Consider the following 20,219-nt stretch of genomic DNA (forward strand, 5'->3'; position numbering starts at 1 on the left):
TGAAATAACCGTAGCGAACTAGCCCGCTTCGCGTGCGCGCTTGTCTAAGTACTTGCGGATCGCCTTTGCCGCAGCAAAAAAGCCAAAGCTGCCCGTCACCATAGTGGCAGAGCCAAATCCGGTCGCACAGTCCATATTCTTACTGCCATCGGCCATTTGTTTGGCCTTACAGACACTACCATCTCCCGTTGGATAAACCAGTTGCTCGGTTGAATACACACAGTCTACAGCAAACTTACGCTTCGGATTGGTGGTGAAGTTATACTGCTTACGCAGCAGGTATCGGACTTTTGCAAGTAAAGGGTCATGAGTGGTTTTGGCCACATCCCCATAACAGATCTGACTTGGATCTGTCTGACCACCTGCACCACCGGTGGTGATCACCGGAATTTTTTGCCTTTTACAGTGAGCGATCAATGCCGCTTTTTCTTTGACCGCATCAATACAGTCGATGACATAATCAAAACCCTGAATATGCTCTTTGATATTATCCAGGGTGATAAAGTCATCTATCACCTCAACCTGACAATCCGGATTGATGGACTGACAACGCGCCTGCATGGCTTCGACTTTAGGCTGGCCTATGGTCTCAGTTTTTGCATGCAGCTGGCGATTGATATTTGTGACACAAATATCATCCAGATCAATCAGGGTAATTTTACCTATGCCGGTGCGCGCCAGAGCTTCTGCTACCCAGCTACCTACGCCGCCAATGCCTATGACACAGAAACTGGCTTCGCCAAGCCAGGCAAGCTCTGTATCACCATACAAGCGGCCGATGCCACCAAATCTTAAGGATGTATCTTGCGTCATATTACCACTCTAACTCTCTGGGCTTTGCCCAGCTTTGCATTACTTCAGTGTCTGCCAGCTCTACAAACCGTGCTCCGCTCTGTGGCAAAGCATAAAATGTCATTCTTTCGTTGTCCCACTCAAAGCTCAAACAGTAGGCGTGCAGATAAACTCTGTCGGCTTCACTGCCACCATAGCTGACATCGCCGAGGATGGGCGCTGACAAGCTTTTTAGCGCAACCCGTAGCTGATGGGTTTTGCCGCTGTAAGGTTTGAGTAAACAGGCTCTCAGGCCAGGCGCTATGCTGGCACTGTAAAAGCGCGTGATGGCCGGCTTGTCCTGACTGGTTAACAACTTATAAGTCCCACGCCGGGACCTAGCCATATCGCCTTTAACCCAGCCTTGCTTCTTTTTAGGTTTACTATCGATGAGTGCCAGATAAAACTTATCTACGGCCCGACTGGTAAAAAGCTCAGTCAGCCTGGCTGCGGCATGACTGGAGCGAGCCAGTACCAGCAAGCCGGATGTTACCTTATCGAGTCGGTGAACTGGGTAAAGCTGCTCACCCAACTGCTCTGCTAATAAGGCAACAAAGCCGCTTTCCTGTTCACTGTGAAAACTCACCCCTGCGGGTTTATGTGCCACCACAAAGTCCGGGTGGCTGGCTATCACCTCAAAGGGCGCCATTGAGGTACTCTACGACTCTTTTTAAATCTTCCGGTGTATCAACCCCGGCATAAACCGGGCGGCACGCCTTGGCTATTTTAATGCGATAACCGTGGTATAACACCCGCAACTGCTCAAGCGATTCCTGCCCTTCCAGCGGAGAAACCGGTAAGGCCAGATAGGTTTTAATAAAACCGGCACGATAGGCATAAATACCCACATGGCGCTGAAAATGTGCCAGTGGAATTTTACTCTCATCCAATTCCATCATGCTGTCACGCTGAAACGGAATGGAAGCGCGGGAAAAGTACAGCGCATTGTGATGGGCATCCTGAACCACTTTAACGGCATTAGGATTCAATACTTCCAGCACATCCGTCACATCTACACTCAGCGTAGCCATTGGCGCTTCCTGAGCTTCATGCAGTAATGTCGCCACTTGGGTGATGTTTTCCGGGGCAAGTAAGGGCTCATCGCCCTGCACATTAACCACTAAGGTATCGTCGGCCAGGCCCAGCTGTTCAACCACCTCAGCAAGGCGCTCAGTGCCCGACTGATGATCTTCTCGGGTCATCAGTACGTTCTCTGTAAAGGCTTTAGCACGCTCAAACACCTGAGCATTGTCGGTGGCGATATAAACGGCTTTGGCGCCAGATTTTTGCGCCTGCTCGAACACATGCTGGATCATGGGTTTACCACAAATATCAGCCAGCGGTTTGCCAGGCAGGCGGGTTGAAGCGTAACGCGCCGGAATAACGACTATGAATTCCACTTTTCGACCTCTTCAAGGGATAATTCGCGCGCTTCGTTTTCCAGTAGTACTGGAATGTCGTTTCTGACAGGGTAAGCCAGTTTAGCGGCCGTGCTGATCAGCTCCTGATTGTCTTTGTCAAATCTCAGTTTTCCTTTGCAAACCGGACAAGCAATAATCTCGAGTAATTTAGTGTCAAAGGCCATGGTTGACTATCCCTTTTTGTTTTAATAACGAATTCAGTTGTTGTGTCAGCGCAGCACTGGGCTGGGCTTCTACTTTTAAATAATACCAATTTTCTTTGCTGAATGACTGGCATTTTACCGCGTCTTTTTCGGTCATAAAGACAGCCTGCTCTTCGCACGTGGCAAAGTCGGCTGCGCTGTAGGCGTGGTGGTCGGCAAAATGCAGTGTATTGGTCAGTTCAATGCCATCTGAGCGCAAGGATTGTTCAAATCGCTGCGGGTTACCAATAGCGCTCACGGCAACGCCCTGCCTGGCAGTTTGTGCAACCGCCTGATTGTCTTTCACACTGAAATAGCCACTGCGAACCAGCTCATAACCAACCCCGTCTGACTCTCCATTATAGACAACCAGATCTGTGTGCTTGAGACGCCCGGGTGTTTCGCGCAGCGGGCCTGCCGGTAGCAGCAGAGCATTACCAAAACGGCGCTGTGCATCGACAATACAAATCTCGATATTTCGGGCCAGCTGGTAGTGTTGCAGGCCATCGTCACTGACGATAATATCTGGCTTATCTTCTTGCATCAGCATTTCGATGCTGGCCTGACGGTCGCCACCTATCATCACCGGGCAACCCAAACGTTTGTATATCAATAAAGGCTCATCGCCCGCTTCTGCGGCACTGCTGTTGTCTGTCACCCGGTATGGCAGGCTGGGAGGCTTGGCGCCATATCCCCGGCTGATCACAGCTACTTTCAGGCCCAACGACTCAAGGTAGGGTACCAGCCATAACACGAACGGCGTTTTACCATTGCCGCCTATGCCAATGTTGCCAACAATGATCACCGGTACGGGTGCTGTAAAGACAGGTATAAGACCCAGCTTAAACAACCCCCTGCGCAATGAGCTCAGTAACCAAAACAGGCCCGACAAAGGCAGCAGTACGATATTTAACAGCCCTAATGGCTGATACCAGCTGCGCTCTAAGCGATTCATGCCTGCTCACCATATTGCATCTGGCAAAGCGCTGCATAAATGCCCTTTTGCTCAAGCAGTGCCTGGTGTTTGCCCTGCTCGACAATACGCCCCTGATCAAGCACATAAATGCAATCAGATTGCTCTATGGTAGACAAACGGTGCGCAATGACGATAGACGTCTTATCTTTCATCAGGTTATCCAGTGCCAGCTGGATCAAACGCTCTGACTCCGTATCCAATGCCGATGTGGCTTCATCCAAAATCAGAATGGGCGCGTTTTTAACAATTGCACGGGCGATGGCAATACGCTGACGCTGACCGCCAGAAAGCATGACACCGTTTTCACCCACCATAGTGTTCAACCCCTCAGGCAAGTCTTTAACAAACTCCCAGACATGGGCCTGCTTTGCGACCTGCTCCAACTCTTCCTGAGTATAGGGGCGCTCCAGTCCATACATGATATTATTGGCTATGGTGTCGTTAAACAGCACCACCTGTTGTGACACCAGTGCAAACTGTTTGCGCAGCGACGACAGCGTGTAGTCCTGAAGTTTCACCCCATCCAGGGTGATCTCCCCTTCATCCCAGTCGTAAAAACGCGGCAGCAGGTTTGATAAAGTCGATTTACCCGACCCACTGCGGCCCACCAGCGCGATACTTTGACCAGCAGGAATTTGTAACGACAAGGATTTAATGACAGCTTCGTCTTTGCCCGGGTAACGGAATGTCACCCCTGAGACTGCAATTTCGCCTTTAACGCTGTTCGCCTCACGTTTGCCGGTGTTCTTTTCCTGCTCTTTATCTAGAATTTCAAAAATACTGGTTGCTGCGGCAATGCCACGCTGCAAATCACTGTTCACATTCGCCAGCTGCTTAAGCGGCCTGAGCATCATCATCATTGACGTGGTCAGTGACACAAAGGTACCCGAGGAGATGGTATCTATCATTTCTGGCATTGCGATAATAGCCAGGATCAGTGCCATAGCACTGGCAGCAATAATCTGGATCACAGACACACTCAGTGCGCGCGTTGCATCCATCTTTACACGCTGCTGACGATTGCGGTTATTCACATCGGCAAAATGACTTATCTCTTTGTCCTGACCACCGAAACCATGGATCACCTTGTGCCCGGCCAGCATTTGCTCTGAGCTGCGAGTGACTTCGCCCATGGCATCCTGAATATTCTTTGAAATTTTACGAAAGCGCTTGGAGACCAGGTTCACTATCACGCCGACGATGGGAATAACGACTAAGAATATCAAAGACAACTGCCAGCTGGCGTTGAACATCACCACCAGCAAAAACAGCACAAAGGCCCCTTCGCGGATCATGACCTGCAAAGCTCGGGTCACGGCTTGTTGTACTTGCTCAGTATCAAAGGTGATTTTTGAGATCATTTCACCGTTAGAATGCTGGTCGTGGAAACTGACCGGCAAGAACAACATGTGTTCAAACAAAGACTGACGCAGTTTCCTTACTACCTGAGAGCCCACATAGCTCAGACAATACGATGCCATATAGTTGAAAATACCACGCCCAATAACCAGCAACACCACCACGATGGGCGCCATTTTTAACACTTCGGCGTTGCGCTCTGTCAGACCATCATCAATAAACGGTTGCATTAACTGAACAAATAGCGCATCCATGGCGGCGTAACCGAGCATACCAATAATGGCAAACAGGGCCGGCACTTTAAAATCGAAGGTGTAACTCAGAAGCCGCTTGTAGATCTGCTTGGCGGATTGTTGCATAGTGTCTCTCTGGTACGTCATAACCCGCGTATTGTAGCTGTACTCATGGCAAAACTGAATGCATTATCTTAAGAACCAAAAACTTTTCCTGTTGCGGGCGGTTTCTGGCAGGATCTTTCCCTCCCTTATTTTAAATCGGATCTGGCCTTCTTCGGCCGTATCCAGCATGCTACTACTTATTGACTGATAGCGGGCAACGACCTGTTTGTGCGGTAAACGCCATGGCGAGTGGTACCCTCTTGAAAACACAACCCATTTCGGAGCAACGGCAGAGACAAACGCCATACTCGAAGACGTATTACTGCCGTGGTGCGGCGCAATCAGTATATCGGCTGATATCTTCTCCTTTTGTAATGCCACCAGCGCGTGTTCAGCAACTTGCTCTATGTCTCCGGGCAATAACAGATGGGTCGTGCCATCACTTATCCTGACCACACATGAGTTATTATTGTCGCTGTTCATCGGCTCTGCCGGCCAGAGCGACTCTATGGTTAGATTCTCCATACTGACAGTTTTTAAACTGCACAGCGCCTTACCATCCCCTTGGTGAAACTGTTCCAGGGAGCGGCCACTATCGTAGCGGTATAAATCAGCTAATCCGCCATTATGATCACTGTCATCATGGCTTATCACTGTATGGAGTAACTTAATGCGATGAGCCTCTAGGTAAGGCTTAATCACATTATCAAACAGCGAATAACGGGAAAAGTAACTGGCACCTAAGTCTATCAGAATGCCTTTATCCTGAGTTGTTACTAATACCGCTGTACCATGCCCTACATCAAAAACATCTATCTGCCACTCAGGAGGACGCTCAAGCACGCTTAGCATCACCGCAGCTGATAGTGGGATCCAGGCAAAAGCCCGGGTCATAACACAGGTGCTGAGTAACAGTGTCAGATAACTCAGGATCACCAGCTCAATACTCACAGTGCCTGTAGGCCACCAGTGGTAGGGAAACGTGGTTGCCCACTGATAAACAGAATTCAAAAGTGCATCAAATGGGCCTAACACAGCCCAGTCTGTGAACTGCATGGCGGTTATGTGCAACAACAACAATGGGAAAATGACCACTGTCAGTAACGGAACAACCAGCAGGTTAACCACGATACTACTCACACTAAATCCGTGATAGGAAAAAAGCGTGAGAGGTAACAATGTGACAAATAAACCACACTGTAAATAACATAGGAGTTTGACTTTGGGGGCCCGTTTTGAATGCTGTATCACATTTCGCAAAACGAAGAATATAGTCACCACTGCCAGAAAGGAAAAATATAATCCAAAGTTAAGCGCTGCAAAGGGGTTTGCAGTCAGGATCACGACCAACGCGTATAGCAATACTCTTGCGGTGCTCAGCTGTCTGGCAAATAAAAAGCAACATGCCCCCAGCAAAGCCATTAACCAGGCACGCTGCGCCGACACTTGCAACCCACTTAACCACACATACCCACCACTTAATCCCAACGCGAAAATAAAATAGCCTAACTGATAGTTGCGCCACTGAGACAACCGGGACCACGCTATCAGCAAGCCAAACTTACAGAGGCTAAAACTCAGTGCAAATACAATGGCCACATGTAAGCCGGAAATCGCCAGCAAATGGCTTAGTCCCATTGACTTAAAAAAGGCTTTATCAGCTTGCGTAATGGTACTTTTATCTCCCGTAAGCAAGACGTAATAAAACCACTCGAAATGCAAGCCAACGAGCGCCTCTGCGACCCATTTTCGATATACATCGCGCCAGGATTTTTCCTTTTTCAGCATCACATCAGTTACAGCCACTCGGCCTTTGTAAAAAACCTGGTTACGAAAAGCAAAAAGCTCGGCGTCAAACACCGAAAAGTTCTTTCGACTGCGAAACGGTTTGAGTGTCGCCATGCCTGTCAGTATTGTGCCTTGTAGCTCGGCTGGAACCTCACCGCTTAGAGATGCATTGATGCGAACATTACGGTACCAGGGCACCGTATAGTGACCTATGCTTGCCAGCTCAAGCGTGACATAAGGGTTGGCGCCTGTACCAATGACTTTGCTCACTATACCGACCACTGCGACTTCCTGCTCTAAGACTTTTTCAGCAACCGGAGGGGCATAAACCAACCAATAGTGACAAATCGTCACAAAAATACCTAAAATAAAACCTGCCAAAACACTCGAAAAAGTCTTAAAATACCCGCAGAGAAAAAGGAGCACGCCTGAGCAGACAAACCACTGCCACTGACCCAGATAAAATACTGAGATCAGGCACCCGCTGATCAGGCCGCAGCAGATCAATATCGATGTAAATGGTTGCCTAACATGCCAAAGAAGACGATCCAAAGGTTTCTACCCGATCACAATAAGATCAAACAGCAAAAATCGCTGAAAATATTCGGTAGTTTGTTACATGATGCAAATCTTTGGCATTTAAATCGCCGCTCGGCGCGTGGGGCCTTTTCCGTAGGCCTGTTCTTTGCGTTCATCCCTGTTCCTTTTCAAATGGTTCTTGCAGCCGCCCTGGCCATTCCTTTTCGCGTTAATCTGCCCTTGTCAATTGCGTTGGTGTGGATCACTAACCCACTTACTATGCCTCCCATCTTCTATGCATCATACCAGGTGGGTGCATTCGCATTGGGTCAGGAGGAGCAACCATTTCATTTTGAAGCCAGCTGGAGCTGGCTGGTCGAGAGCCTATCGACTATCGGCCCGGCTTTTATGCTCGGCTCACTGATCTGTGCCTGTATGGCCGCGATTCTGGGCTTTTTCGTAATCGACTTCCTGTGGCGTCGCTCTGTTAATAAAGCCTGGGCTGAACGTAATCAGCAATCCAGCTGACACACCACTCATTATTGGTTTAGCAGCCCACCGGCTGCTTTTCCACCTCATACTTATTTATCGAAGTAATTCACAAAGCCCGCGAGTGCATTGGTCACCGCCACGGATGCCAATATCAGCCCCATCACACGACTTATTACACTGGCACCGGCATTACCGATGACCTTATGAACGCTGCTTGCCATCAGCATGAGCAACAAGTTAAGTAACAACACGAACAGCATCATCGCCACAGTTTGCATCTGCTCAAACAAACTAAAACGTGCATTTTCGGTCATTAAAACACATGCCAGCATAGCCCCAGGGCCTGCAATAGACGGCACTGCTAACGGAAAAATTGCAGTTTCGCGATGGTCTTTGATCAGCCGCACTTCTTCTTCCGGCTTACTTTCACCAAAGATCATCGACAGCGCAAATAAAAACAGCACAATGCCACCGGCAATCTGGAAAGCAGGTAGTGGGATCCCCATAGCGCTTAACAGCATCTCTCCTACAACAGCAAAAAAAAGTAAGATGCAGGCCGCGACTAAACTGGCGATCAACGCAATTTTTCGTTTCGCCGCTGCGTCATAGCCACGCGTAACCGCAATAAAGACGGGTACTGTGCCTATCGGATCAATGACAGCAAAAAAGAAGATAAACGTAGCAACAAAATCTATCAAAGAAGTTCCTTATTAATAAAGGTAAAATATTCAATAAGGAACAACTCTAGCAGTCTACTGACTAAAAGAGTATGTTATTTTTAAATCTCGATTTGAGAGCCAACGGGTAGGTGCAGATGAGAATTAGGAATCGTGCCAAACGCACAAATTTGAGCATGAAACTAAAAAGCGGCAGGTATGCGTGGCCTGCCGCTTGATTCAACACACTTTCTTCTTTCGAAGATAAAGGAACATAAGTATGCGAATTCTTTTGTATTGGTTTTAGGGCAAAAATAAAATATAACCGATACTTAAGTATTAATTTATCAGAGTCTGATCCCGCCGTCAATTTCTACTACACGACCGGTGAAGAAATCGTTCTCGATAATATACTTTGCCGTATGCGCAATCTCGCCAGCTTCACCCAGACGTCCAACGGGTTTCATCTTCAGCAGGCGTTCTTTGGCTTCTGGCTTCATTGCGTCAGTCATTTGTGTACGGATCACACCCGGCGCAATTGCACCAACACGAATACCGTAGCGGCCCAGTTCTTTCGCCCAGGAGGTTGTCATTGCGACAACACCAGCTTTGGCCGCCGAGTAGTTGGTCTGGCCCATATTGCCCGCTCGCGCAACACTCGACATGTTAATGATCACGCCACCTTCCTGACCTTCAACCATTTTAGTTGCCGCTTCACGACCACACAGGAACACCCCGGTCAGGTTCACATCCAGCACTGACTGGAACTGCTGCAGTGACATCTTATCCGTCACTTCACCATCTTTGGCTTTTAACAACAGGCCATCACGTAAAATACCCGCATTATTGACCAATACCGCAATATTACCCAAGTCTGCCACTATGTCGCTGAATACCTGTTCAACATCGCTCTCCAGGCTCACATTTGCCACATAGGTTTTTACTTCAACATCCAGTGTTCTGAGCTCAGCGGCTGCCGTTTGCAACTGCTCTTCCTGCATATCTATCAGTGCCAGCTTGGCACCCATTTTGGCCATTTCCGTTGCCATCGCAAAGCCCAGGCCCTGCGCACCACCGGTGATCACCACCGTTTTGTTCTTTATATCCATGATATTTCAACCCTGCTTCTGTTACTGCTTTTGTGAATAGAGTTTAAAAATAGCACTAAAATCTTCACTGCCACTGCCCTGATTCTGCATCAGGTTGTAGAGATTTTTTGCCAGTGCCCCCATCGGCGTAGCCGAGTTTGTTTGCTGTGCCGCCTGCATCGCCAACCCTAAGTCTTTGGCCATCAGATCAACCATAAAACCGGGTTTGTACCCATTTGAAGAAGGCACATTCTCTAATACGTCCGGACACGGGTTATATAACTCCAATGTCCAGTTGCGACCCGAGCTATTGAGCATGATTTCACTCAATACTTTTGGATCAAGGCCGTGGTCAACGCCCATTTGCAGTGCTTCACTGGTGCCTGCCATGAGTATTGATAGCAGCATATTATTACAGATCTTAGCGACCTGCCCTGCACCCACCGCCCCGGCATGGAAAATATTCTTACCCATATCGTTTAGGACAGTCTGTGCTTTATTGAAATCAGCGTCGCTGCCGCCCACGATAAAGGTTAAAGTGCCTGCCGCAGCCCCTGCAACACCACCAGAAACAGGCGCATCAACAAACGCGATACCTGCGTCAGCCAGCGCATTCCCAACAAACTGCGCTGATTCTGCATCGATTGTCGAGCAGTCAATCACCAGCGTCGACTTTTCAAGATAGTTGATTAACCCATCTTCGCCAGTATAAATCATACGAACATGTTTACTGGCTGGCAGCATACTGATCACAAAGTCTGCACCTGCGCAGACATCTGACACATTGTTCGCAGCCACAGCGCCGTGCGCTTCAAGTTGCTTTAGCGCCTCAGCACTGAGATCAAATACCGTGACCTGGTGACCGGCTTTTACCAAATTGGCTGCCATCGGGCCGCCCATGTTTCCTAAACCTATAAATCCAATCTTTGCCATGTGTTTATTCCTTATAGATCAGCCAGGGGATGTTCACTCTCTTCCCAGCGTGGCGCAAAAAAGCTGTCAATCACTTTGCTGTCTACGTCAGCAATGGTCTTAAATTGCCACTGAGGCTGTCCGTCTTTGTCAATCAGCAGTGCACGTACACCTTCACGGAACTCACCCACTTCACCACAGCGAACCGACATCGCCAGTTCACGCAAGAAGCAGTCCTTCAGTGACAGGCCTTCGGCACGCTTTAGCTGCGCCTGAATTAACACTGCACTCAAAGGAGAGCCATGCTTGAGGGCTTTTTGTGCTTTGCTTAGCCATTTGTTCTCTGTGCTGTCGAGCGCCAGAATATGCTCAACCTGTGCTTCCAGGGAGTCAAATTCAGCGAGTTGAGCAAAAGACTCAGCCAGTGGCTTAATTTCACTGCGCGGTGGAATGTGCGATGCTTCATCAAGGGAGATGAGTAACTGGGTCAGTTTTTCATGATTGAGTACGTTGGTTTTTCCCCAGTTTACTTCACTGAGGTTATGCAACAGCATATCCAGACGCTCACCATCCATATAATGATCAGCCAGGCCAACAAATTTCGCATCGGTGGCATTAATGGAAGCACCAGTCAGACCCAGGAATAAACCAACCCCCTCTGGCATCTTGTTCAGGAAGTAGCTACCGCCAACATCCGGATACAAGCCAATGGTGATTTCCGGCATCGCGATGCGGGATGATTCTGTTACCACCCGGTGGCTGGCACCGGCCATCAAACCAAGACCGCCACCCATGATGATGCCATTGCCCCAAAGCAGGATCGGTTTATCATAATTGTGGATGTGGTAATCGAGGCGATATTCCTCAGCAAAGAAAACTTCCAGATGATTATTGCCATCTTCCGCAGCCATTGCATTGTAAAGGCTAACCACATCGCCACCGGCACAAAAGGCTTTTTCGCCGGCGCCTTTGAGCAGGACCATAGCGACCTGTTCATCTTCAGCCCAGGCCTTAAGCTGTGGATCCAATAAGCGGATCATTTCCAGGTTCAGTGCATTGAGTGCTTTTGGCGCATTGAGGGTGGCAACCGCCACCTTCATGCCGTTATTACAGTGCGCCAACTCAAATACCACAGGGGCATCTGCCTGGTTCAGTAACTGTAATTCTACCATTAGCCATTCACCCAGTTTGCTTTACGTTTTTCCAAGAAGGCATTGACGCCCTCTTTTTGGTCTTGCGTGTCGAACAAAGTAACGAACAGTTCACGCTCAAGCGGCAATGCACTGTTGATGGTGCCGGTACGCCCTTTTTGAATCAGGGCCTTACAGGCTGTCACAGCCACCGGGCTTTGATCTTCGACTTTCTTAGCCAGCTCAAGGGCTGCTTCCAGCGCTTTGCCCTGTTCAACCACTTCTTCTACCAGTCCAATCTGCTGAGCTTTGTCGGCTTTGAGGCGCTCGCCACATAAGATCATGCGCTTCGCCCAGCCTTCACCGACCAGCCAAGACAGATTTTGTGTACCACCTGCGCAAGGCAGCAAGCCCACTTTGGCCTCTGGCAGTGCCATTTGCGCCTGTGCTTCTGCAATACGAATATCACAGGCCAGCGCGACTTCCAGACCACCGCCCATCGCAAAGCCATTAATGGCTGCAATAGACACACCGCGGAAATCACTCAGAGTTTCGAACGCTTCACCAAATACGCGCGACATGTCCGCCGCAACGCCTTTGTCGCCGTCAGCAAACACATTTAGATCGGCGCCCGCAGAGAAGAACTTTTCGCCTTCACCTGTGATCACCAAAGAGTAAATGTTTTTATCGGCATTAAGCTCTGTTACCAGCTCCTTCAGACCAACCAAGGTATCGCGAGTCCAGGTGTTTGCTGGTGGGTTGGACATAGTCACAACCGCAATATGACCTTGTTTTTCGAGTTTCAATTGTGCTGACATAATGATGCTCCTTTACAGTACGCTTGCAGCGCCTTCGGCTAGAATTCGGCGTGCAATGATCACCCGCATGATCTCATTGGTGCCTTCCAGGATTTGGTGAACGCGTACATCACGCAGGTGGCGCTCAAGTGGGTATTCTTTGATGTAGCCATAACCACCGTGGATCTGTAATGCATCATCACAAACCTTAGTACCAACGTCGGTCGCAAAGCGTTTAGCCATGGCACAGTAAGTGGTTTTTTCGCTGTCGTTGCTGTCCAGTTTGAACGCAGCCAGACGGACCATCTGACGCGCTGCAACCAGTTCAGTATTCATATCGGCAATCTTAAACTGAAGTGCCTGGAATGCCGCCAGAGGCTTACCAAACTGCTGGCGCTCCTGCATGTATTCTTTGGCTGTGTTCAGTGCCTGTTGTGCAGTACCGATTGAACAGGTTGCAATATTAATACGTCCGCCATCCAGACCCTGCATGGCAAATTTAAAGCCTTCGCCTTCTTTGCCCATTAGGTTAGCCGCCGGAATACGAACATTTTCAAATGTTACCAGACGGGTTGGCTGGGCATTCCAGCCCATTTTCTCTTCAGCTTTACCATAGATAACGCCCTCGGCATCTGCCGGAACAACAAAGGCAGAAATGCCTTTCGGGCCGTCTTCACCAGTACGTGCCATCACCACCAGCACATCGGTTTCACCGGCACCAGAGATAAACATTTTCGAGCCGTTCAGAACATACTCGTCCCCTTCCAGTACCGCTTTGGTTTTCAGTGAAGCGGCATCAGAGCCAGAGCCTGGTTCGGTCAGGCAGTATGAAGCCAGCAGTTCACCCATCACCAATTGATCCATGTACTGATCTTTTACCACCTGAGTGGCAAAACTGGCAATCATCCAGGTGGCCATATTGTGTATGGTTAGCATTGCCGTTGTGGCCGTACAGCCCATCGACAATTGTTCAAAGATAATGCTTGAATCAAGACGCGACAGGCCCAGACCGCCCGCTTCTTCCGGTGTGTATAGGCCACAAAAGCCCAGTTCACCGGCTTTTTTAATTACGTCTTTAGGGAAAATATGTTTTTGATCCCATTCGGCGGCATGGGGTGCCAGCTCGCTCATAGCAAACTGATAGGCGGTTTCGGCAAAAGCCTGTTGATCTTCGTTGAGATTAAAGTCCATAAAAGACCTCACTTGTTGTCATAGCGGGCGAAGTGATGATTCTGCCCGGCGTTATTCTTATGTACCTGAGCCTCAGGTATTACTGCGAGCGGCCCGGGCAAATGCCGGGCCGGATAGGTTAACTGACTGGCGTTATCGCAAGTTAATGCTCATATTCGGGCCCGTTACGGCCTCATCGGCAAACCAGCGTGAAGTAATGGTCTTGGTTTCTGTGTAGAAACGCACACCCTGTTTACCATAGGTGTGTTGGTCGCCATAGAAAGAGTTTTTCCAGCCGGTGAATGAGAAGAACGGCAGTGGCACAGGAATCGGAATATTGATGCCCACCTGACCTACTTCGATTTCATTCTGGAATTTACGTGCTGCCGCACCGCTTGCCGTGAACAAAGACGTACCGTTACCGTAAGGACTGTTATTAACCAGTTCAATGGCTTCTTCCAGGGTATCAACACAGACGCAGTTCAGTACGGGGCCAAAGATCTCCTGCTTATAGATATCCATGTCTGGTGTAACGTCTGTAAACAGCGTTGGACCTACCCAGTTGCCATTTTCGTAGCCTTCAACCGTAAAGTCTGAGCCGTCCAGCAGACAAGTTGCACCTTGCTGTTTACCACTTTCTATCAGCGACAGAATACGTGCCTTTGCCTGAGCCGAGGTTTGCGGGCCATAAGCTGCTTCTGGGTCGTTCCACACACCCGGACGTACTTTTTCAAGACCCGCTTTTAAATCGTCGATCCACTCTTTAGATTTGCCAACAAACACCGCAACCGAGATACCCATACAACGCTGACCTGCTGCACCCACAGATGCACCAACCAGATTATTGATGGTCTGCTCACGGCTGGCATCTGGCATGATCACCATGTGGTTCTTCGCGCCTACACACGCCTGAACACGTTTTAGATTCTCTGTGCCTTTGCTGTAGATGTAAGAGCCGACACCACAAGAACCCACGAAAGAAATCGCGCGCACTTCTGGGGCAGTAAGGATTTGATCTACCTGCTCTTTAGCACCGTGCACAACTTGCAGAACACCTTTTGGAGCACCAGCTTCTTCGAACAGCTCTACCAAACGCATCGGTGTTAATGGATCTTGCTCAGAGGGTTTAAGTACGAAAGTGTTACCACAGACGATCGCCATAGGGAACATCCACAATGGGATCATCGCCGGGAAGTTAAACGGGGTGATACCCGCACATACACCCAGCGGTTGAATATAAGAATAGGTGTCGATATTACGGGCAACATTTTCAACCGTTTCACCCATCATCAGCGCCGGTGCATTTGCTGCCTGCTCAACGACTTCAATACCACGCCATACATCGCCTTTGGCATCTTCAAAGGTCTTACCAAGTTCATGACAGATGATAGTCGCAATTTCTTCCTGATGCTCTTTCAGCAATGCAGCATAACGCATCATAATGCGCGCACGCTCCGTTACTGGCACATTACGCCAGGTTTTAAATGCTTCTTGTGCAGACGAAATAGCTGCTTGTACTTCATCATGTGTCGCGCATGGCACCTGCGCTAAAACTTCCTGATTCGCCGGATTGACGACATCTAGCCACTTGTCAGACTGAGACTGGGTAAATTCACCGTTGATGTATAATGGTACCTGGTGCATGTGCACTCCTCCCCAATTAAAACGAAAAAGCGCCGCTTAATTATTGTCGTTGCGGCGCTATACTTAACTTAAACTTCGACGGCTAATGCCACCGCTTCACCACCACCGATACACAGTGAGGCAATGCCTTTTGATAAACCGCGATTGCGTAGTGCATGAATAAGCGTTACCAAAATACGTGCGCCGCTGGCACCGATTGGGTGACCCAGTGCACACGCACCACCATTCACGTTCACTTTGCTCTGATCCAGACCAAGCTCACTGATTGCCAGCATAGTCACCATAGCGAATGCTTCGTTGATCTCCCACAAATCAACGTCGTCTTTAGACCAGCCAGTTTGCTCAAGCAACTTGTTCATTGCACCAACAGGTGCCACGGTAAACTCAGCAGGAGCCTGAGAGTGTGTGGTGTGACCTGCAATCTTACACAGTGGTGTTAAACCGTGGCGCTTCGCTTCTGACTCACTCATTAGTACAAGTGCCGCAGCACCGTCAGAAATTGAAGACGAGTTGGCCGCGGTGATGGTGCCATCCTTTTTGAATGCCGGGCGCAGTGATGGGATCTTGTCCGGGCGCGCGTTACCAGGCTGCTCATCAATCGCTACTTCCACATCACCTTTACGGGTAGAAATGGTATGTGCAGCAATCTCATTATTAAAGCTGCCGTTTTCAATGGCCGCATTGGCTTTGCTCAGTGAGCTCAGCGCAAACTCGTCCATATTGTCACGAGTAATGCCGTACTCATCGGCCGTATCTTGTGCGAAGCAGCCCATGGCTTTGTTATCGTAAGCATCTTCCAGGCCATCTGCCATCATGTGATCTTTAATTTCACCATGACCCATACGCATACCACCACGCGCTTTCGGAATGAAGTATGGCGCATTAGTCATGCTCTCCATACCACCGGCGATGGCATTTTTAATACTGCCCGCTTTAATTAAGTCATGCGCGAACATCGCTGCTTTCAAGCCAGAGCCACAGACTTTATTGATTGTGGTGGCACCCGTTGAGCGAGCCAGACCTGCATGCAACATCGCCTGACGCGCTGGCGCCTGACCTAAACCGGCAGGCAGCACACAGCCCATGATCACTTCATCAATACTGGCATCTGACAGTCCAGTATCAGCCATCACAGCTTTAATTGCAGTGGCACCCAAGTCAGTTGCACTGGCACCAGAAAGACTGCCCATAAATCCACCCATAGGGGTACGTTTGGCAGCTACAATGACAACAGCTTCGTTACTCATTAAAAAAACTCCTGTTTACAAGCAAGTTGCTTGCTTTTAGTAATCTCTTACGTCGAGCATACCTAATATTTACGTTTACGCCAACGTAAATCTAAAATCAAGCAAATTGCGATCTCTGAAAGTGTAAAGTTAAGTTGCACATCGAGGTTGCCACTGGCGTGACTTCCGATGTGTCGTCCTCCTCGCCAGTCAGTCTCGGATAACGCGACTATACTGCATTGTGACGTACCATCTGGAGTGCCTCAGCGGGTCTTCTGTAAGCAAAACGAATACCTAAAGTAGACCAGTATGAGCGGTTGCGATATGCGACTATAGGATGAAACAAACGCCATACTTTACCTTTACGTAAACTTCACTTATATTGGACAAATCAGTTTTGATGTAAGTGCGTAAACGATGCAAGACAACAAAGAACCAACTTATTCAATCAGCGAACTCGCCAAGGAGTTTGATATTACCACCCGAAGTATTCGGTTTTATGAAGATCAGGGATTACTTTCACCTGAACGCCATGGCCAGACACGCATTTATTCTAAGCGCGATAAAGTTCGCCTGAAACTTATTTTGCGTGGTAAGCGATTAGGCTTCACCCTGGCAGAAACCGGTCGTTTGTTCGAGCTTTACGACGCCGATAAATCAAGCGCTAAACAGCTTCATACTATGCTGCAACTGATCGAAGAAAAAAAGGCCGATCTGAGTCAGCAAATGGACGACATTAAAGTGGTCCTGATGGAGCTGGTAACAGCGGAACGTCGCTGTCTGGATACATTAAAGAATTTAGATGAATAGTGATTGAGCAATGTAGCACTTAAAGCGAGTCGCGGCGAGTGCTTAATCAAGAATAACTCTCACACAGGATAACTACAGATGAGCACAGTATCACTTTATAAAGAACTTAACTTTGGCCTGGGCGAAACCGCGGACATGATCCGTGACCACGTCAACAGCTTTGCCAGCAGCGAAATAGCACCACTGGCAGAAAAAACCGACGAGGAAAACGCCTTCCCGAATGAAATGTGGCCAAAATTTGGTGACATGGGCCTGCTGGGCATCACAGTACCTGAAGAATTTGGCGGTGCAAACATGGGCTATCTCGAGCATGTTATTGCGATGGAAGAGATCAGCCGCGCCAGCGCCTCTATCGGCTTGAGTTACGGTGCGCACTCAAACTTATGTGTCAACCAGATCAACCGTAACGGTAACCAGGCGCAAAAAAGAAAAGTACCTGCCTAAACTGGTCTCTGGCGAGCACATTGGCGCACTGGCAATGAGTGAACCGAACTCAGGCTCAGATGTAGTATCTATGAAACTTAAAGCCGAGAAAAAAGGCGATAAATTTATCCTTAACGGCAATAAAATGTGGATCACCAATGGTCCTGATGCCGATGTCTTTGTGATCTACGCAAAAACCGATTTAGAAGCCGGTCCGCGTGGTATCACGGCATTCATCGTTGAGAAAAACTTCCCGGGCTTCTCTACTGCACAGAAGCTGGACAAACTGGGCATGCGTGGCTCCAACACTTGTGAGCTGGTTTTTGAAAACTGTGAAGTACCTGAAGAGAATATTCTGGGTAACTATAATGAAGGCGTTAAGGTCCTGATGAGTGGTCTGGATTATGAACGCGTGGTATTGGCTGGCGGCCCACTTGGAATCATGCAGGCTTGTATGGATGTAGTCGTGCCTTATATCCACGAACGTAAGCAGTTCAACCAGTCTATTGGTGAATTCCAACTTGTGCAGGGCAAAATCGCCGACATGTATACGCAAATGAATGCAGCACGTTCTTATGTGTATACCGTTGCCAAAGCCTGCGACCGTGGCGAAACCACGCGTAAAGATGCCGCAGGTGCAATTCTGTATGCCGCCGAGCTGGCAACGAAAATGGCATTGGATGCAATCCAGTTGCTGGGCGGTAACGGTTATATCAATGAATATCCTACCGGACGTCTGCTGCGTGATGCCAAACTGTATGAAATTGGCGCCGGCACCTCTGAGATCCGCCGTATGCTGATCGGTCGTGAGCTGTTCACCGAAAGCCGCTAAGGAGGCAACATGACAGTACTAAACTCGAATGTTAATAGTCATGACCCACAGTTTAAGGCAAATCAGGACGCTATGGCGTCTCTGGTTGCCGACCTTAATGATAAGGTCGCTACATTGTCTATGGGCGGCGGTGAGGCACTGATCGCTCGCCACCAGAGTCGCGGCAAGTTATTTGTCCGTGACCGCATAGAGCACCTGCTTGACGAGGGCTCTCCCTTTTTAGAGATCTCTCAGTTCGCCGCCTTCGGTGTGTATGAACAGGATATTCCCTGCGCCGGTGTGGTAGCGGGTATTGGCCGGGTGAAAGGCGTGGAGTGCATGATAGTAGCGAACGACGCCACAGTGAAAGGGGGACCTATTTCCCGCTAACAGTGAAAAAGCATCTGCGCGCGCAAGAGATTGCTGAACGTTGCCACCTGCCCTGCATCTATTTAGTTGACTCGGGCGGTGCAAACCTGCCGGAGCAGGATGAAGTATTCCCAGATAAACTGCACTTTGGCCGAATTTTCTATAATCAGGCGCGTATGTCTGCCAAAGGCATTCCACAAATTGCCGTGGTCATGGGTTTATGTACAGCCGGTGGTGCGTACGTGCCAGCGATGGCCGATGAAAGTATCATTGTGAAAGAACAAGGTACGATTTTCCTCGCGGGCCCACCACTGGTAAAAGCAGCAACCGGTGAGGAAGTCAGCGCCGAGGACCTCGGTGGTGCCGATGTACACTGTAAAGTATCGGGTGTTGCAGATCATTATGCGGAAAACGACGAGCATGCGCTGTCTATTGCCCGTCAATGTGTTTCCCGCCTCAACCACCAACGCCCTGTTCGCCCTGTTCTGAAAGACTTCAAAGCACCTCGATACGATATTCGTGAGATCTACGGCATCGTCGGGACGGACCTGAAAAAGCCGTTTGACGTACGCGAAGTCATTGCCCGTATCGTGGACGATTCACAGTTTGACGAGTTTAAACGCTACTTTGGTGAAACTCTGGTTACCGGCTTTGCAGAAATTTATGGCCATCCGGTCGGTATCGTCGCCAATAACGGGATTTTATTCTCTGAGTCGGCGCAAAAAGGCGCGCACTTTATTCAGCTCTGTGCCCAACGCAACATTCCGCTGCTGTTCTTGCAGAACATCACCGGCTTTATGGTAGGTCAAAAATACGAAGCTGAAGGCATTGCCAAACACGGCGCAAAAATGGTTACCGCTGTGTCTTGTGCAGACGTGCCGAAATTCACCGTGCTGATCGGTGGCTCTTATGGCGCCGGTAACTATGGTATGTGTGGCCGAGCGTATGAACCGACCATGATGTGGATGTGGCCCAATGCCCGTATCTCGGTCATGGGTGGCGAGCAGGCTGCCGGTGTTCTGACACAAGTTCGTCAGGACGGTCTGGCGCGTAAAGGCCAGTCGATGAGCGACGAAGAAGTGGCTGAGTTTAAAAAGCCCATTGTCGAGCAATACGAAAAACAAGGCCACCCCTACTACGCCAGTGCGCGCTTGTGGGACGATGGCATTATCGATCCTGCCGATACACGAACAGTGCTTGGCCTGGCGCTTGAAGCGGCTGCCAATGCACCTGAGCAGGATTCAAAATTCGGCATTTTCCGGATGTAAGGAGGCCCG

Annotated in this window: 17 protein-coding genes and 2 pseudogenes; 4 read left to right on the forward strand and 15 right to left on the reverse strand. The window is 49.2% G+C overall.

Going from position 1 to position 20,219, the window contains the following annotated elements; genetic code table 11:
* Nucleotides 1-18 precede the first annotated feature (18 nt).
* The 7 genes from tcdA to ELR70_RS16255 all read right to left on the reverse strand — a co-directional run bounded on the left by tcdA (nucleotide 19) and on the right by ELR70_RS16255 (nucleotide 7,249).
* The gene (tcdA, locus tag ELR70_RS16225) at nucleotides 19-813 is read right to left on the reverse strand and encodes a tRNA cyclic N6-threonylcarbamoyladenosine(37) synthase TcdA (protein WP_054016885.1); all 795 of its coding nucleotides are present in this window, start codon (nucleotides 811-813) and stop codon (nucleotides 19-21) included.
* Nucleotide 814: 1 nt separating this feature from the next.
* Nucleotides 815-1,480, reverse strand: coding sequence for a TIGR01621 family pseudouridine synthase (locus ELR70_RS16230; RefSeq protein WP_054016884.1), 666 nt, complete (start codon nucleotides 1,478-1,480; stop codon nucleotides 815-817).
* Nucleotides 1,467-2,231 carry a 3-deoxy-manno-octulosonate cytidylyltransferase gene (gene kdsB, locus ELR70_RS16235; protein ID WP_054016883.1) on the reverse strand — a complete coding sequence of 255 codons (765 nt, stop codon included), beginning with the start codon at nucleotides 2,229-2,231 and terminating at the stop codon, nucleotides 1,467-1,469. Before kdsB ends, ELR70_RS16230 begins: the two co-directional genes overlap by 14 nt.
* Complete coding sequence (locus ELR70_RS16240; RefSeq protein WP_010381495.1) at nucleotides 2,219-2,416, reverse strand: Trm112 family protein; 198 nt, start codon at nucleotides 2,414-2,416, stop codon at nucleotides 2,219-2,221. Before ELR70_RS16240 ends, kdsB begins: the two co-directional genes overlap by 13 nt.
* A complete protein-coding gene (lpxK, locus tag ELR70_RS16245; RefSeq protein ID WP_054016882.1) occupies nucleotides 2,406-3,389 on the reverse strand; it encodes a tetraacyldisaccharide 4'-kinase in 984 nt (327 codons plus the stop codon). The genes ELR70_RS16240 and lpxK overlap by 11 nt, the downstream gene beginning before the upstream one ends.
* A complete protein-coding gene (gene msbA / locus ELR70_RS16250; RefSeq protein WP_054016881.1) occupies nucleotides 3,386-5,128 on the reverse strand; it encodes a lipid A export permease/ATP-binding protein MsbA in 1,743 nt (580 codons plus the stop codon). The genes lpxK and msbA overlap by 4 nt, the downstream gene beginning before the upstream one ends.
* Before the next feature lie 63 nt (nucleotides 5,129-5,191).
* Entirely contained in the window at nucleotides 5,192-7,249 is a 2,058-nt protein-coding gene (locus ELR70_RS16255) for a DNA internalization-related competence protein ComEC/Rec2 (protein ID WP_160317414.1), read from the reverse strand.
* Nucleotides 7,250-7,426: 177 nt separating this feature from the next.
* Between ELR70_RS16255 and ELR70_RS16260 the strand changes: the two genes are divergently transcribed.
* Nucleotides 7,427-7,942 carry a DUF2062 domain-containing protein gene (locus ELR70_RS16260; RefSeq protein ID WP_054016879.1) on the forward strand — a complete coding sequence of 172 codons (516 nt, stop codon included), beginning with the start codon at nucleotides 7,427-7,429 and terminating at the stop codon, nucleotides 7,940-7,942.
* A 53-nt stretch (nucleotides 7,943-7,995) separates the two neighbouring features.
* Here ELR70_RS16260 and ELR70_RS16265 read toward each other — a convergent pair whose 3' ends face one another.
* The 8 genes from ELR70_RS16265 to ELR70_RS16300 form a co-directional block, all read right to left on the reverse strand.
* A complete protein-coding gene (locus ELR70_RS16265) occupies nucleotides 7,996-8,604 on the reverse strand; it encodes a MarC family protein (protein ID WP_054016878.1) in 609 nt (202 codons plus the stop codon).
* Nucleotides 8,605-8,909: 305 nt separating this feature from the next.
* Entirely contained in the window at nucleotides 8,910-9,671 is a 762-nt protein-coding gene (locus tag ELR70_RS16270; protein ID WP_054016877.1) for an SDR family oxidoreductase, read from the reverse strand.
* A gap of 21 nt (nucleotides 9,672-9,692) precedes the next feature.
* A complete protein-coding gene (mmsB, locus tag ELR70_RS16275) occupies nucleotides 9,693-10,583 on the reverse strand; it encodes a 3-hydroxyisobutyrate dehydrogenase (protein ID WP_054016876.1) in 891 nt (296 codons plus the stop codon).
* A gap of 11 nt (nucleotides 10,584-10,594) precedes the next feature.
* Nucleotides 10,595-11,734, reverse strand: a complete 1,140-nt coding sequence (locus ELR70_RS16280) for an enoyl-CoA hydratase/isomerase family protein (RefSeq protein WP_054016875.1) — start codon at nucleotides 11,732-11,734, stop codon at nucleotides 10,595-10,597.
* Nucleotides 11,734-12,510, reverse strand: coding sequence for an enoyl-CoA hydratase (locus ELR70_RS16285; protein ID WP_054016874.1), 777 nt, complete (start codon nucleotides 12,508-12,510; stop codon nucleotides 11,734-11,736). Before ELR70_RS16285 ends, ELR70_RS16280 begins: the two co-directional genes overlap by 1 nt.
* 12 nt (nucleotides 12,511-12,522) lie before the next feature.
* Complete coding sequence (locus ELR70_RS16290) at nucleotides 12,523-13,680, reverse strand: acyl-CoA dehydrogenase family protein (RefSeq protein WP_054016873.1); 1,158 nt, start codon at nucleotides 13,678-13,680, stop codon at nucleotides 12,523-12,525.
* 132 nt (nucleotides 13,681-13,812) lie between these two features.
* Nucleotides 13,813-15,303: a CoA-acylating methylmalonate-semialdehyde dehydrogenase gene (locus ELR70_RS16295; RefSeq protein WP_054016872.1), complete on the reverse strand. Its 1,491-nt coding sequence runs from the start codon at nucleotides 15,301-15,303 to the stop codon at nucleotides 13,813-13,815.
* A 68-nt stretch (nucleotides 15,304-15,371) separates the two neighbouring features.
* The gene (locus ELR70_RS16300; RefSeq protein ID WP_054016871.1) at nucleotides 15,372-16,550 is read right to left on the reverse strand and encodes an acetyl-CoA C-acyltransferase; all 1,179 of its coding nucleotides are present in this window, start codon (nucleotides 16,548-16,550) and stop codon (nucleotides 15,372-15,374) included.
* Between the two features lie 396 nt (nucleotides 16,551-16,946).
* On the opposite strand from ELR70_RS16300, the gene ELR70_RS16305 reads away from it, so the two are divergent.
* The 3 genes and pseudogenes from ELR70_RS16305 to ELR70_RS16315 all read left to right on the forward strand — a co-directional run bounded on the left by ELR70_RS16305 (nucleotide 16,947) and on the right by ELR70_RS16315 (nucleotide 20,210).
* Nucleotides 16,947-17,339 carry a MerR family DNA-binding transcriptional regulator gene (locus tag ELR70_RS16305; RefSeq protein ID WP_054016870.1) on the forward strand — a complete coding sequence of 131 codons (393 nt, stop codon included), beginning with the start codon at nucleotides 16,947-16,949 and terminating at the stop codon, nucleotides 17,337-17,339.
* 78 nt (nucleotides 17,340-17,417) lie between these two features.
* Nucleotides 17,418-18,594, forward strand: a pseudogene (locus ELR70_RS16310) (isovaleryl-CoA dehydrogenase).
* 9 nt (nucleotides 18,595-18,603) lie between these two features.
* Nucleotides 18,604-20,210: pseudogene (locus ELR70_RS16315) on the forward strand (carboxyl transferase domain-containing protein).
* Nucleotides 20,211-20,219 lie beyond the last annotated feature (9 nt).

It is taken from the genome of Pseudoalteromonas sp. R3 (assembly GCF_004014715.1).
In the GTDB taxonomy this organism is placed as follows: Bacteria; Pseudomonadota; Gammaproteobacteria; order Enterobacterales; family Alteromonadaceae; genus Pseudoalteromonas.

Excerpts from the sequence above, each read along its gene's own strand:
- ELR70_RS16295 (WP_054016872.1), bottom strand. The coding sequence starts at position 15,303 with ATGCACCAGGTACCATTATACATCAACGGTGAATTTACCCAGTCTCAG.
- ELR70_RS16240 (WP_010381495.1), bottom strand. The coding sequence starts at position 2,416 with ATGGCCTTTGACACTAAATTACTCGAGATTATTGCTTGTCCGGTTTGC.
- ELR70_RS16280 (WP_054016875.1), bottom strand. The coding sequence starts at position 11,734 with ATGGTAGAATTACAGTTACTGAACCAGGCAGATGCCCCTGTGGTATTT.
- tcdA (WP_054016885.1), bottom strand. The coding sequence starts at position 813 with ATGACGCAAGATACATCCTTAAGATTTGGTGGCATCGGCCGCTTGTAT.
- ELR70_RS16260 (WP_054016879.1), top strand. The coding sequence starts at position 7,427 with ATGCCAAAGAAGACGATCCAAAGGTTTCTACCCGATCACAATAAGATC.
- msbA (WP_054016881.1), bottom strand. The coding sequence starts at position 5,128 with ATGCAACAATCCGCCAAGCAGATCTACAAGCGGCTTCTGAGTTACACC.
- lpxK (WP_054016882.1), bottom strand. The coding sequence starts at position 3,389 with ATGAATCGCTTAGAGCGCAGCTGGTATCAGCCATTAGGGCTGTTAAAT.
- ELR70_RS16285 (WP_054016874.1), bottom strand. The coding sequence starts at position 12,510 with ATGTCAGCACAATTGAAACTCGAAAAACAAGGTCATATTGCGGTTGTG.
- ELR70_RS16305 (WP_054016870.1), top strand. The coding sequence starts at position 16,947 with ATGCAAGACAACAAAGAACCAACTTATTCAATCAGCGAACTCGCCAAG.
- ELR70_RS16270 (WP_054016877.1), bottom strand. The coding sequence starts at position 9,671 with ATGGATATAAAGAACAAAACGGTGGTGATCACCGGTGGTGCGCAGGGC.
- ELR70_RS16230 (WP_054016884.1), bottom strand. The coding sequence starts at position 1,480 with ATGGCGCCCTTTGAGGTGATAGCCAGCCACCCGGACTTTGTGGTGGCA.
- ELR70_RS16300 (WP_054016871.1), bottom strand. The coding sequence starts at position 16,550 with ATGAGTAACGAAGCTGTTGTCATTGTAGCTGCCAAACGTACCCCTATG.
- ELR70_RS16290 (WP_054016873.1), bottom strand. The coding sequence starts at position 13,680 with ATGGACTTTAATCTCAACGAAGATCAACAGGCTTTTGCCGAAACCGCC.
- mmsB (WP_054016876.1), bottom strand. The coding sequence starts at position 10,583 with ATGGCAAAGATTGGATTTATAGGTTTAGGAAACATGGGCGGCCCGATG.